The following is a 13,698-nucleotide window of genomic DNA, read 5'->3' on the forward strand; positions in this document are numbered from 1 at the left end:
CGACCCCGGCACCCGGCAGGTGGTCCCGCGTCACGACTGTGACCGCTTCGTGACCTCGGGGCTATCGCCCTCAATTTATCTACCGGTTAGATTTACCCACGTTGTAAATGAGGCGCGGTCGACGACGACCGACGCCCGACCGCAGAGAGGCGGAGACGATGAACGCAAGGACGCGATGGAGCAGCGGTGTCGCCGGAGTGGCGGTGGCCGTGCTGAGCATGTCGGCGCTGGCCGCGTGCGGGTCGGCGGACGATTCCGGCGGCGGCGGCACGACGACGCTCACGATGACGGTCTGGGGCGGCGACGTCGACAAGAAGTCGTACCAGGAGCGCGTCGACATGCTCGAGGAGGCGCACCCCGACATCAAGGTCGACCTCCAGCTCATCCCGAGCGAGCAGTACGAGCAGAAGGTGCAGACGATGATCGCGGGCGGGAACGGCCCCGACATCATGCAGGTGGCCGAGGGCGTCAACGTCTACTCGTCCAAGAACCAGATCCTGCCGCTCGACGAGTACGTGTCGAAGTCCGGGCTGGACCTCGACGAGCGCTTCGGACCCACCGGCACGCTGTACTCCTACCAGGACAAGGTGTACGCGATCCCGGACCGCTCCGGCGCGATGATCGTCTACTACAACAAGGACCTTTTCGACGCCGCCGGCGTGGACTACCCCACGGCCGACTGGACGCAGGAGGACGCCCAGGCGGCGATGGAGAAGCTCACCGTCCCCGGCAAGCAGTGGGGCTACGGCGGGGCCGGCTGGTGGGCGCAGTGGTGGAGCTTCGCGTACCAGAACGGCGGCCAGATCATCGACGACGCGGGTGCGCCGACGGTGAACACCCCCGAGGTCGTCGACGCGCTGCAGTGGGCGAACGACCTCACGTTCAAGGACCACGTGGTGCCCACCGCGGCCGAGTACGCGGACATGGGGCCCGACATGGGCGGCGACCCGGCCTTCGCGGCGCAGAAGGTCGCGATGAACACGACCGGGTTCTGGGCCATCGGCGGCCTGCTCGAGTCGGACTTCGACTGGGACATCGCGCCGATGTGGCAGGGCGAGGAGCAGGCCGTCTCGGCCTTCGGCTCCGGGCTGGCGATCTCGCGCGACTCCGAGCACCCCGACAAGGCGTTCGAGGCGATCGACTACCTCACCGACGCCGACGCGCAGCAGGTCATCATTGACAACGCGCAGGACGTGCCGGCGAACGTCCAGGTGCAGCAGTCCGACGCGTTCCTCAAGCCGAAGTGGGCCACCAAGGACATCAACATGGGTGCGTTCGCGGACTCGTCGGAGTTCGTGTTCACCTCGCCGCTCATCCCCGAGTGGAACGAGATGCAGGCGGCGTTCGACGACAACCTGGGCACGTTCTGGAACGAGGGCGGCGACGCGAAGACGCAGCTCGACGCGATCCAGACCAAGCTCGAGTCGATCGTCGGCCAGGGCTGACGATGGCCGCCGACCTCGGCGCCGTCCTCGGTGCGGCGCGGGCCCAGGGCTCGCGCCGCACCGGCGGCCGGCGCGCCGCCCGTCTGCCGCGCCCGAAGCTGTCCCGGCGCGGCAGGACGGAGGCCCTGTTCTTCTGGCTGTTCATCTCGCCGTGGCTCGTCGGCTTCGTCGGCTTCCTGCTGGGCCCGATGATCGCGTCGGTGTACATCTCGCTCACCGAGTGGGACTCGTTCACGCCGCCCGTGTTCGTGGGGCTCGACAACTACGTGCAGGCGCTCACCGGCGACCCGGTGTTCTGGAAGGCCCTCTGGAACACCTTCTACTACGCCGCGATCTCGGTGCCCCTCGGCCTCGCCGTCGGCCTCTGGCTGGCCAACCTGCTCAACAAGCGGGTCCGCGGCCGCAAGTTCTTCCGCACGATGATCTACCTGCCCACGCTCGTGCCGCTCGTGGCCACCGCGATGGTGTTCAAGATGGTGCTGGCGCCGTCCGGGCCGCTCAACGACCTCCTCGGCGTGTTCGGGGTGCAGGGCCCCAACTGGCTGCTCGACCCCCTGTGGGTCAAGCCCGCCCTGGTCGTGCTGTCGGCGTGGGGCGCGGGGAGCGCCACCGTGCTGCTCCTCAGCGCCATGAACGGCATCCCGCGGGAGTTCTACGAGGCGGCCGAGATCGACGGCGCCGGGCCGTTCCGGCAGTTCTGGTCGATCACGTTCCCGCAGATCACGCCGATCATCTTCTTCAACCTCATCATGGGGCTGATCGGCGCCTTCCAGATCTTCTCCCAGGTGTACATCCTCACCCAGGGCGGCCCCGACAACGCCAGCCAGATGATGGTGCCGCTGCTGTTCGACCAGGCCTTCGGCTTCTACCACTTCGGCTACGCGTCGGCCGTCGCCTGGCTGCTGTTCGTCGTCATCATCGGCTTCACCGCGCTCGCGTTCCGCACGTCGCGGCGCTGGGTGTTCTACGAGACGGAGGTGCGGTGATGGCCGCAGCGACCCAGGCCCCACCCGCCGCCGTCGTCGACCCGGGCGTCGCGCCCGGCGGCGGCGCCACGGCCCGCACGCTCAAGGCGTTCAAGGCGACGCCCGCCACGTACGCGGTGCTGATCGTCGTCTCGGCGGTCTTCTTCGTGCCGCTGATCCTCATGGTCTCCATCGCCCTGTCGAGCGACCAGACCAGCGCGCAGAACGCCTTCACCGTCATCCCGACCGAGTTCCTCTGGTCGAACTTCAGCACCGTGTTCACGGCCACCGGCCTGCCGGTGGGGCGGTTCGTGCTCAACTCGGTGGTCATCGCGACCTTGTCCGCCGTCGGCCAGGTGCTCTCGTCGTCGTTGGTCGGCTACGCCTTCGCCCGGCTGCGGGCGCCGGGCAAGAACGTCATGTTCGTCGTCGTGCTCGCCACGATGATGATCCCGGCGCAGATCACGATGATCCCGCAGTTCCTCCTGTTCAAGGAGCTGGGCTGGGTGAACACCTACCTCCCGCTCATCGTGCCGAGCTTCTTCTCCAACGCCTTCAACGTGTTCCTCGTGCGGCAGTTCGTCTCCCGCATCCCCAGCGAGATGGACGAGGCCGCGCAGGTGGACGGGCTCGGCTACTTCGGCATCTACCGGCGCATCGTGCTGCCGATGATGTGGCCGATCCTCACGGCGATCGCGATCTTCACGCTCACCCACGCGTGGGGCGACTTCATGGGTCCGCTCATCTACCTCAACTCCGAGGAGATGATGCCGCTCGCGCTCGGCCTGCAGTACATGACCTCCACGAGCAACGCCATGCAGCTGCCGCCGTGGAACCTCGTCATGGTCGGCTCCATCATGCTCACGCTGCCGATGATCGTCGTGTACTACCTCGGCCAGAAGTACCTGTACGAGATGAACGTCTCCGTCGGAAGCGCGGGTGTGAAGTGACGGTCCTGAGCAACAGCGTGACCAGCAGTGCGACCAGCACCGTGACGCTCGGCCCCTCGGGCCTGGTGGTGGACGGCGAGGAGAAGGCGCTCCTGTGCGCCTCGCTCTTCTCCTTCCGGCTGCCCCGCGAGGAGTGGGCCGAGCGGCTGGCGCAGGTACGCGCCACCGGGTACGACGCGGTCGACGTCTACGTGCCGTGGAACTTCCACGAGCTCGAGCCCGGCGAGTGGGACTTCACCGGGCGGCGCGACGTCGGGACGTTCCTCGACCTGGCCCACGAGGCCGGCCTGCTCGTCGTCGCCCGGCCCGGCCCGTACATCTGCTCGGAGTGGGACGGCGGGGCTCTCCCCGCCTGGCTCACGCTCGAGCCCGGGCTGCGGCTGCGGCAGGCCGAGCCGCGCTACCTGGCCCGGGTGCGGGAGTGGTTCGACCAGGTGCTGCCGATCCTGGCCGCACGCCAGCACGGCCGCGGCGGCAGCGTCGTGGCCGTGCAGCTGGAGAACGAGCTCGACTTCTTCGACTGCGAGGACCGGGCGGGCTACGTCGGGGCGCTCGCGGACATGGCCCGCGAGCACGGCATCACGGTGCCGCTCGTCGCGTGCGCCGGCCAGGGCGACCTGGTCGGCGCGACGGGCGGCGTCGACGGGGTGGCGCCGGCGTTCAACTTCTACCCGGACGACCGCTCGCCCCACGTCGAGGCGGAGGTACGACGTTACGCGGAGCTGGTCGCCTCGCGCGGGCTGCCGCTCCTGGTCACCGAGACGAACCGGCGGCACGTCACGCTGCGGCGGCTGCTGGTGAGCGGCGCCACGCTGCTGGCGCCCTACCTGCAGGCCTCGGGGTTCGACCTCGGGTACACGCCGTCGGTGGGCAACTGGGGCGACCCGGGCAGCTTCATGACGCACGACTACGACTTCGGCGGTTTCCTCTCACCGGTCGGCGCCGCGCGCCCGGAGACGGCGGAGGCGCGCGTCCTCGCGGCCGTCGTGCGGACGCTCGGCCCCGCCCTGGCGCGGGCCGTGCCCCGCCCGGCGCCCGGCGCGTACGCGACCGCGGCTCCGACGAGCGGCTCGCCGTCCTGCCTCGAGCTCGACGGCGGCGGCTCGCTGCTGGGCGTGCCCAACCTCGGGGAGTCGTGGGCCGAGGCGCTGCTGCCGGCCGACGTCGCCGGGCGCGCCACCGTCGAGGTCGACGTCCCGCCCGAGTCGTGCCTGCTGGTGCTGCGGGACCTGCCCCTCGACCGCTACGGCGCGTCGGGCACGCTGCGCCTGTCGACGGCGGACCTCGTGGGCGCGGGACCGGAGGGCCTCGAACTCGCCTCCCGTGGCCCGGCCGCGCTCGCGCTGGAGTCGCCCGACGGGGCCGCGACGCTCCTCGAGCTGGCGGCGCCCGAGCCGGGCGGGCCGGTCCGCGCGCTCGCGCGGGCCGGCGCCGCGCGGTGGGACGTCGTGGTGCGCCACCCCGAGGACGTGGCGGGACCCGGCGGCGTGCCCGTCCCGCCCGCGTCGAGGCGGGACGCGGACGCCGACCCGGCGGACGACGAGGCCGTGCCGGCGACGGACGTGGTCCGCGCCGTGCGTCTCGACCTGCCCGCCCGTGACGGCCGCCCCGAGGCGTACGACCTCCCGCCCGCCTCGGAGGAGCTCGGCGTCCACCGTGGCCGCACGCACTACGCCGCCGACGTGCACGGCGTCGACGAGCTCCTGCTGGCCGGGGCGGCCGACATCGTGGACCTCAGCCTCGACGGCGTCGCCCGCCCGACCCTCGCCGGTTTCGGCGCCACCACCGTGGTTGCCACCGGCGGCGCGCGCCGGCTGGAGGCGACCGTCGAGACGTGGGGCCACGCGAACTTCGACGACGCCCGCCTGCCGGCGCTGCGGGCCGGGTCCCTGCGCGGGATCGGTCGCGTCTGGTCCGTCGTGGCCCGCACCGACGTGTCGGCGCTGTGGAGCGTCGCGGGCGCGGAGCAGTGGGCCGGCGAGCCCGCCCCGCTGCGCACGCTCGGCGGGTGGAGCAGCACGCGCGTCGGCCGGCCGGTGAGCTACCGGCGGTCCCTCCCCGTGGACGGCGCCCACCACCACGCCCTGCGCCTGGACGGGGTGCCGGGTGCGGTCGACGTGGAGGTGGACGGCGTGCGCCGCACGGTGACGGCCGAGGACCCGTGGCTCCACCTGGCGCCCGGCGAGGGCGCGGAGGTCGTCGTCACGCTCCCGCACGTGCCCGGGTCGCTCGGGGGCGCGGAGCTGCTGCGCCTCGACGCCGTCCACGGCTGGCAGGTCGAGGCCCAGCCGGACACCGCGCTGCTGGGGCTCGCCGCGCGACCGGCCGCCGGGGTGCGCGTCGAGCTGCCGCTGGACCTCGAGCCCGGCGACGAGGCGTGGTTCGACGTCGCGCTGCCGCCCGGCGGGTGGTCGCTGTGGTTCACCGGGACGCAGGTGCGCGTGAGCGCCTTCGCGCGCGGGGAGCTGCTCGGCCGGGTCTGGCTCGACGACCCGTCCGCACCCCGGTTCTCCGGGGGGCGCCCGACCCGCCTGTGGCTTCCCGCGACCTGGAACGACGGCGGGCTACGCTTGCTCGTGCGCGCGACCGCCGGGCCGAACCGACCGCAGCTGGCGCGTCTTCGCACCGTCGCCACCCAGGAGTGACCATGGCAGTCGAGAGGCGGACGTCGCGCGACATCCGCAGCGAGTCCCGGCTGGACGTGATGCACGCCCTGCTGTCGGCCGAGGAGGCCACGCGGAACGACCTGGCCCGCACGACCGGGCTCAGCCCCGCCACGGTGGCGACCGTCGTCGGCGACCTGCTGACCGAGGGCATCGTCACCGAGTCGCGGCTGAGCGCGGGCCGGGTGGGCCGGCCGACCACGAGCCTGCGCATCAACGCCGACCGCGGCCGGGTCGTGGGCGTGGACGTCGCGGAGACGTACGTGCGCGCGATCGTGTTCGACGCGGCCCTGAACGAGGTCGCGGCGACCGAGACGCCGCGTGACGAGCACGAGAGCTCGCCCGAGTACGTCGTCGAGGGCATCGGTCGCACCTTCGACGCCGCGCTCGCGAAGGCGGGCCTGGCCGCCACCGACGTGCTCGGCGTGGGCGTGGCCCTCCCCGGCATCGTGCAGCGGGCGTCGGGGGTCGCCGTCGTGGTGCCGCACTGGAGCTGGCACTCCGTCGAGCTGGACAGCCTCCGCGACCGGATCGGCGTGCCCCTGGTGCTCGACAACCCGCTCAAGGCGATCGCGACCGCGGAGCTGTGGTTCGGCACAGGCCGCGGTTCCGGCTCGATGGTGACCGTCAACCTCGGCACCGGGGTCGGGGCGGGCATCGTCCTGGAGGGGCGGATCCTCCGCGGCGCCACCAACGCCGCGGGGGAGTGGGGCCACTCCCTGCTGGCGATCGACGGCCGCCGGTGCCGGTGCGGCCGGCGCGGCTGCGTCGAGGCGTACGTCGGCGCGCCCGGCATCCGGCAGACGCTCCGCGAGATCGCGCCCGACCACCCGCTGTGCGACCTCGACCTCCAGCGGGAGTTCATCCAGGCGCTCGCGTCGGCCGGCGCGGCAGGCACGCCCGACCCGGCGGTCGAGGAGACGCTGGCGACGACCGCCCGCTACCTCGGGTCGGCGCTCGCGGACCTGGTCGCGGTGGTCAACCCGGAGCGGGTGACCCTCACGGGCTGGACGACATGGGCTCTCGGCGAGCGGCTGCTGCCGCTCGCCCGCGCGCGGCTCGTCGAGGAGGCGCCGGGGGAGTCGGCCGCCGGGCTGAGCCTGGAGATCTCGACCGTGCGCGGCAACTCCGTCGCCACGGGGGTCGCGATGATCGCGCTGGAGCGCTTCCTCGGCGACGTCGGCCTGGTCACGACCCGGGCCGCGATCGCGCTCTGACCGCCCCGCCGCCGGTCAGCGCCGGTCAGCGCCGGTCAGCGTGGCGCCGGACCGGTGCTCTCGCGCACGACGAGCCGCACCGGCACGGTCTCGTGCGTGCCGCTGAGGTCGACGTCGTCGCGCACCTGGCGCAGGAGCAGGTCGACGAGGCTGCTGCCGATGCGCGCGAAGTCCTGCTCCACGGTGGTCAGCGGCGGCCACAGGTGCTCGGCGAGGGTGATGCCGTCGAAGCCGACGACGGACACGTCGTCGGGCACGCGGCGCCCGGCCTCGTGCAGGGCGTGCAGCACGCCGGCGGCGGTCTCGTCGTTGGCGCAGAACACGGCGGTGACGTCGGGGTCGGCGGCCAGATCGCGCCCGACGGCGTATCCGGTCCGCGCGGTCCAGTCGCCGTGCAGGGGCTCGGGGACGGGCCGGCCGGCCGCCTCGAGCGTGGCCCGCCAGGCGTCGATGCGGCTGCGGGCGGGCAGCGAGTCGTCCGGTCCGGCGACGTGGTGCACGGTGCGGTGCCCCAGGTCGAGCAGGTGCTGCACGGCGAGCCGGGCGCCCTCGGTCTGGTCGGCGCGCACGGCGGGGTGCGTGCCGACGAAGCGCGAGTCGGAGACGACCACGGGCAGCTGCGCGGGCAGGGCGAGCGTGTCCGGGGTCGCCGACTCGGCGCGCACGATGACGAGCCCGTCGATCGCCTGGTGGGAGAGGCGGGTGACGGCCGCGGAGACGTCGTCGGGCGACGGGCTCTCGACGTCGACGATCGTGACGGTGTAGCCCTCGGCCCGGGCGGCCTCGACGACGGCCTCGACCGTGCGCGACTCACCCGTGCGGGCCAGCTGGTGCGCGATGACCCCGAGGGTGCGGAAGCTGCCGTAACGCAGCGCGCGGGCCGCGTTGTTGGGCGCGTAGCCGAGCTCGGCCATGGCGGCGAGCACGCGGTCGCGCGTCGCGGGCCTGACGTTGTCGAGGCCCATCGACACGCGGGAGACGGTCTGCGAGGAGACGCCCGCGAGCGCCGCGACCTCGGCCATCGAGGGCGCCGTCCGGGGGCGTCCTCGCCCGCGGGACTGCACGCCGGGCGTGCCGTTCGTCTCCACCATCGCCGCCTCTCGTGCCGCGTCTCGTGCTGCCGTTCGCGCTGCGTCGCTTGACTCTGCCGGCGTCCGGGGCTTGACATCCCCGGCGCCTCGCGACACTCTAGTCCGGCCGCGATGTTTACGTAAACATCTGGCCCGTCCTCCTGGGAGTTGCTTCGTGACCGCAGACGCTCCGGCATCCTCGCCGCCCGCCCCGACCCCTGTGCCCGTCGTGCCCGGCGTGCGCCGCAGCCGTCGGCGCTGGACGGGGTGGATGTTCGTCGGCCCGTTCATGCTGGTGTTCGCGCTGGTGTTCCTGGCCCCGATCGCCTACTCGCTGTACCTGTCGGTGTTCCGCACGCAGATGGTGGGCGGCACGACGTTCGTCGGGCTCGAGAACTACGCGCAGGCGCTCGCCGACCCGCAGTTCTGGGAGGGCCTGGGCCGCGTCAGCCTGTTCCTCGTGGTGCAGGTGCCGATCATGCTCGGCATCGCGCTGCTGGTCGCGCTCGCGATCGACAGCGGCCGCCTGTACGGCAAGAGCTTCTTCCGGATCTCGATCTTCATGCCCTACGCGGTGCCGGCCGTGGTCGCGGCCCTCATGTGGGGCTTCATGTACGGCACGCGCTTCGGCCTGGTGGGCAACATCAACGAGGCCTTCGGGGTCAGCCTGCCGAACCCCCTGTCGCCCGACCTCGTCCTGGCGTCGATCGGCAACATCGTGACCTGGGAGTTCGTCGGCTACAACATGCTGATCTTCTACTCCGCGCTGCGCGTCGTGCCGCACTCGCTGTACGAGGCGGCGGAGATCGACGGCGCCGGCCAGTGGCGCGTCATCGGCGCCATCAAGCTGCCCGCCATCCGTGGCGCGCTCGTCATCGCGACGATCTTCTCGATCATCGGCAGCTTCCAGCTGTTCAACGAGCCCAGCATCCTGCAGTCGCTCGCCCCGAACGCCATCACGACGTCGTACACGCCCAACCTGTACGCCTACTCGCTGTCGTTCTCCGGCCAGCAGTACAACTACTCCGCGACCGTGGCCATCATCATGGGCCTGATCACCATGGTGATCGCCTACGTGGTGCAGCTGCGCGGCATGCGCAAGGAGGCGTGACCCGTGTCGACGCTGACCGCCCCCGCCCGTCCCGCCCCGCGGCTGCGCACCCCGCGCCACCACTCGGTGGCCCGGCCGCGCCGCAGCCCGCTGCTCACGGTGCTCACCGCCGTCGTGCTCGTGTACTCGCTGGTGCCGCTGGCCTGGCTGCTGATCAACGCGACCAAGACGCAGGCGGACCTGTTCTCCTCGTTCGGCCTCTGGTTCGGCGACTCGTTCTCGCTGTGGGACAACATCGTCACCACGCTGACCTACGACGACGGCGTCTTCGTGCGCTGGTTCGGCAACACCGTGCTGTACGTGGTCGTGGGCGCCGGCGGCGCGACGTTCCTCGCCATCCTGGGCGGCTACGCCCTCGCGAAGTTCGACTTCCCGGGCAAGCGCGGGGTCTTCGCGCTCGTCATCGGCGCGGTGGCCGTGCCGGGCACGGCACTCGCCGTCCCGACCTTCCTCATGTTCAGCCAGCTCGGCCTGACGAACACGCCGTGGGCCGTGATCATCCCGTCGCTGATCTCGCCGTTCGGCCTGTACCTCATGTGGACGTTCGCGGCGGAGGCTATCCCCGGCGAGCTGCTCGAGGCCGCCCGGATCGACGGCGCGGGGGAGTTCCGCACCTTCTTCCGCGTGAGCCTGCCGCTGCTCGCGCCAGGGATCGTCACCGTGCTGCTGTTCACGATGGTCGCCACCTGGAACAACTACTTCCTGCCGCTGATCATGCTGCGCGACTCGTCCTGGTACCCCCTGACGCTGGGCCTCAACGCGTGGAACGCGCAGGCCGCCACCGCCGGCGGCGAGGCGATCTTCAACCTCGTGATCACCGGCGCGCTGCTGACGATCCTGCCGCTCGTCGCCGCCTTCCTGCTGCTGCAGCGCTACTGGCAGTCCGGCCTCGCCGCCGGGTCCGTCAAGGAATGACCCGCACCCTCCACCCGCACCTTTCCCGGCACCACCCCGCGTCTGACGATGAAGTGAGGACCCCATGAACGCACGATCCCGCCACGTGGCACGCGGCACCGCCCTCGCCGGCGTGCTCGCCCTCGGCCTGGCCGCCTGCGGCTCCGGCGACGACGGCGGCTCCGGCGGCGGCGACGCCGCGCCGGTCGACACCGCCGCCGTCCTGGAGAAGGGCGGCGAGATCACCGTCTGGGCGTGGGAGCCCACCCTCGAGGACGTCGTGAAGGACTTCGAGGAGCAGTACCCGAACGTCACGGTGAACCTGGAGAACGTCGGCACGTCCAACGACCAGTACACCGCGCTGCAGAACGCGATCGCCGCCGGCGACGGCGTGCCCGACGTCGCGCAGATCGAGTACTTCGCGGTGCCGCAGTTCGCCATCTCCGAGGCCCTGACGAACCTCGGCCCGCTCGGCGCGGACGACCTGGACGGCACGTTCAGCACCGGCCCGTGGAACTCCGTGCACAGCGGCGACGGCGTCTACGGCCTGCCCATGGACTCCGGCCCGATGGCCCTCTTCTACAACGAGGAGGTCTTCGACACGTACGGCGTCGACGTGCCGACCACGTGGGACGAGTACCTCGAGGCGGCCCGCACCATCCACGAGAAGGACCCGAAGGCGTACATCGCCAACGACATCGGTGACGCCGGCTTCACCACCAGCATGATCTGGCAGGCGGGCGGCCACCCGTACCAGGTGGACGGCACGGACGTGTCGATCGACTTCGCCGGCGACGAGGGCACGCAGAAGTTCACCGAGGTGTGGCAGCAGCTCATCGACGAGGACCTGCTGGCTCCCGTCGGCTCGTGGAGCGACGAGTGGTACCAGGGCCTCGGCAACGGCACCATCGCCACCCTGACCATCGGCGCGTGGATGCCCGCCAACCTCGAGTCCGGCGTCCCGCAGGGCAAGGGCAAGTGGCGCGTCGCCGAGATGCCGCAGTGGGAGGCGGGGCAGCACGCCACGTCGGAGAACGGCGGCTCGTCGCTGACCGTGCCCGCCGCCAGCGAGAACGCCGAGCTGGCGTACGCCTTCGTCGACTACGCCACGAACGGCGACGGCGTGCAGGCGCGCCTCGACGGCGGTGCGTTCCCGGCCACCACGGCCGACCTCGAGTCGGACGAGTTCCGCGGCGCCGAGTCGGAGTACTTCGGCGGCCAGAAGATCAACGAGGTGCTCGCCGACTCCGCCGCGAACGTCGTGGAGGGCTGGCAGTACCTGCCCTTCCAGGTCTACGCGAACTCGATCTTCAACGACACCGTGGGCCAGGCGTACGTCTCGGGCACCACGCTGACGGACGGCCTGGCGACGTGGCAGGAGCAGTCCGCCACGTACGGCAACAGCCAGGGCTTCACCGTCAACAAGTAGCCCCGGACGCCCGTCTCCGGCCTCCGCCCCCACCGACCCCGAGAGGTTCTCCGCCCCATGCCCACGTTCGAGATCGGCGAGCGGGACTTCCTGCTCGACGGCCGCCCCGTCCAGGTGATCAGCGGGGCGCTGCACTACTTCCGCGTGCACCCCGACCAGTGGGCCGACCGGGTCCGCAAGGCGCGGCTCATGGGGCTGAACACGATCGAGACCTACGTGCCGTGGAACTTCCACGCGCCGGAGCCCGACGCGTTCGACCTCACCGGCCGCCGCGACCTGGGCCGATTCCTGGACCTGGTCGCGGCGGAGGGCCTGCACGCGATCGTGCGCCCCGGGCCGTACATCTGCGCGGAGTGGGACGGCGGCGGCCTGCCTGCATGGTTGTTCGCCGGCGGGCCGGACGGTCGTGGCACGGGGGTGCGCCGGCACGACCCGGCGTTCCTCGAGGCGATCGGCACGTACTACGGGCACCTGCTGCCCGTGGTCGCCGAGCGGCAGGTGACGCGCGGCGGCCCGGTGCTCATGGTGCAGGTGGAGAACGAGTACGGCGCCTACCCGGGCGTGCCGGCCGACGAGCGCGAGCGCTACCTGCGCGCGCTCGTCGACCTCACGCGGGCGCAGGGCATCGACGTCCCGCTGTTCACCTGCGACCAGGCCGACGACGAGCACCTGTCGCTCGGCGGCCTGCCCGAGCTGCACAAGACGGCGAACTTCGGCTCCCGCTCCCTGGAGCGGCTCGCCGTGCTGCGCCGGCACCAGCCCACCGGGCCGCTGATGTGCATGGAGTTCTGGGACGGCTGGTTCGACTCGTGGGGCCTGGAGCATCACATCACCGCCCCGGAGACCACCGCGGCCGACCTCGACGACCTGCTCGGCGCGGGCGCGTCGGTCAACCTCTACATGTTCCACGGCGGCACCAACCTCGGGCTGACCAGCGGGGCCAACGACAAGGGCACGTACCTGCCCATCACCACGTCGTACGACTACGACGCCCCGCTGTCGGAGCACGGCGCGCCCACCGCGAAGTTCCACGCCCTGCGCGCGGTGATCGCCAAGCACGCCCCGGTGCCCGACGAGGTGCCGCTCGATCCGGCCCCGGCGCCGGAGCTCGACGTCGTCCTCGACCGGCGGGTGCCGCTCGACGCCGTCCTGGACCGGGTGTCCGGGCGCAGGACGCGGACGTCGGCCCCGCAGCCCCCCACGACGGACGACCTGCGCCAGTGGTCCGGCTTCGTGCTGTACGGCACGCGGGTCACCGCCGACGACGCGGTCCTCGTGGTGGACGAGGTGCGCGACCGGGCGATCGTCGCGCTCGACGGCGACCCGGTGGGCGTGCTCGACCGCACCACCCACGCCTGGTCGCTGCCCCTGCCGCGGCGGGCCGGCACCCTGACCCTGCTCGTCGAGGACCGCGGCCGCGTCAACTACGGCCCCCGGATCGGCGAGCCCAAGGGGCTCGTCGGCACGGTGCGCACCGCCACGCGCGACCTCACCGACTGGGAGGCGGTGCCCCTGCGGCTCGACGACGCGCCGGCGCTCCTGGCCGGTGCCGAGTGGGTGGCGGCGGGCGACGACGGCGCGGGGGGCGCAGGGCCGGTCGCCGGGCCGTCGTTCCACCGCGGCACGTTCGACGCCGTCGCGGGCGCCGACCACTTCCTGCGCCTCGACGGCTGGACGCGGGGGCTCGCCTGGGTCAACGGTGAGCTGCTCGGCCGGTACTCGAGCCAGGGGCCCACGGGCACGCTCTACGTGCCCGGCCCGCTGGTCCGCGCCACGGGCAACGACCTGCTCCTGCTCGAGCTGCACGGGGCCGCCGCGCCGCGGGCGCGGTTCGTCGCGGCCCCCGACCTCGGCCCGACGGAGGCCTGACCGCCCCGCACGACCCACCGCACGACGACTCCCGCACGACCCGTCGCACGACCCCACCCATCGCACCGACGCGAGAGAGAGGTTC

10 protein-coding genes are annotated in these 13,698 nt (G+C 72.3%); 9 read left to right on the forward strand and 1 reads right to left on the reverse strand.

All coding sequences use genetic code 11. The annotated features are described in order from the left end of the window. Positions 1 to 158 precede the first annotated feature (158 nt). Genes ACQP60_RS04625 through ACQP60_RS04645 form a run of 5 tightly spaced genes read left to right on the forward strand, consistent with a single transcriptional unit; the run spans position 159 to position 7,240 of the window. A complete protein-coding gene (locus tag ACQP60_RS04625; protein WP_429728871.1) occupies positions 159 to 1,445 on the forward strand; it encodes an ABC transporter substrate-binding protein in 1,287 nt (428 codons plus the stop codon). Between the two features lie 2 nt (positions 1,446 to 1,447). Continuing rightward, positions 1,448 to 2,431 (forward strand): carbohydrate ABC transporter permease, encoded by a 984-nt coding sequence (locus ACQP60_RS04630; protein WP_429728873.1) that lies wholly within the window; start codon positions 1,448 to 1,450, stop codon positions 2,429 to 2,431. After that, on the forward strand, positions 2,431 to 3,360 hold the full coding sequence (locus tag ACQP60_RS04635) for a carbohydrate ABC transporter permease (RefSeq protein ID WP_429728875.1): 930 nt from the start codon (positions 2,431 to 2,433) through the stop codon (positions 3,358 to 3,360). The genes ACQP60_RS04630 and ACQP60_RS04635 overlap by 1 nt, the downstream gene beginning before the upstream one ends. Positions 3,361 to 3,377: 17 nt before the next feature. Continuing rightward, positions 3,378 to 6,005: a beta-galactosidase gene (locus ACQP60_RS04640; RefSeq protein WP_429728877.1), complete on the forward strand. Its 2,628-nt coding sequence runs from the start codon at positions 3,378 to 3,380 to the stop codon at positions 6,003 to 6,005. Between the two features lie 2 nt (positions 6,006 to 6,007). Further along, on the forward strand, positions 6,008 to 7,240 hold the full coding sequence (locus ACQP60_RS04645; RefSeq protein WP_429728879.1) for an ROK family protein: 1,233 nt from the start codon (positions 6,008 to 6,010) through the stop codon (positions 7,238 to 7,240). 35 nt (positions 7,241 to 7,275) lie between these two features. Here the strand turns inward: ACQP60_RS04645 and ACQP60_RS04650 are convergent, their stop codons facing one another. Then, positions 7,276 to 8,331 (reverse strand): LacI family DNA-binding transcriptional regulator, encoded by a 1,056-nt coding sequence (locus ACQP60_RS04650; RefSeq protein WP_429728880.1) that lies wholly within the window; start codon positions 8,329 to 8,331, stop codon positions 7,276 to 7,278. Positions 8,332 to 8,599: 268 nt separating this feature from the next. Here ACQP60_RS04650 and ACQP60_RS04655 point away from each other — a divergent pair, with 268 nt between their 5' ends. The 4 genes from ACQP60_RS04655 (at position 8,600) to ACQP60_RS04670 (ending at position 13,613) form a co-directional block, all read left to right on the forward strand. Then, positions 8,600 to 9,421, forward strand: a complete 822-nt coding sequence (locus ACQP60_RS04655; protein WP_429729940.1) for a carbohydrate ABC transporter permease — start codon at positions 8,600 to 8,602, stop codon at positions 9,419 to 9,421. A 3-nt stretch (positions 9,422 to 9,424) separates the two neighbouring features. Continuing rightward, the gene (locus tag ACQP60_RS04660) at positions 9,425 to 10,336 is read left to right on the forward strand and encodes a carbohydrate ABC transporter permease (protein WP_429728882.1); all 912 of its coding nucleotides are present in this window, start codon (positions 9,425 to 9,427) and stop codon (positions 10,334 to 10,336) included. A gap of 64 nt (positions 10,337 to 10,400) precedes the next feature. Then, positions 10,401 to 11,744: an ABC transporter substrate-binding protein gene (locus ACQP60_RS04665; RefSeq protein ID WP_429728884.1), complete on the forward strand. Its 1,344-nt coding sequence runs from the start codon at positions 10,401 to 10,403 to the stop codon at positions 11,742 to 11,744. 57 nt (positions 11,745 to 11,801) lie between these two features. Further along, on the forward strand, positions 11,802 to 13,613 hold the full coding sequence (locus tag ACQP60_RS04670) for a glycoside hydrolase family 35 protein (protein ID WP_429728886.1): 1,812 nt from the start codon (positions 11,802 to 11,804) through the stop codon (positions 13,611 to 13,613). The last annotated feature ends 85 nt before the right edge of the window (positions 13,614 to 13,698 follow it).

Origin of the sequence: Isoptericola variabilis (assembly GCF_050311655.1) — a bacterium.
In the GTDB taxonomy this organism is placed as follows: Bacteria; Actinomycetota; Actinomycetes; order Actinomycetales; family Cellulomonadaceae; genus Isoptericola; species Isoptericola variabilis.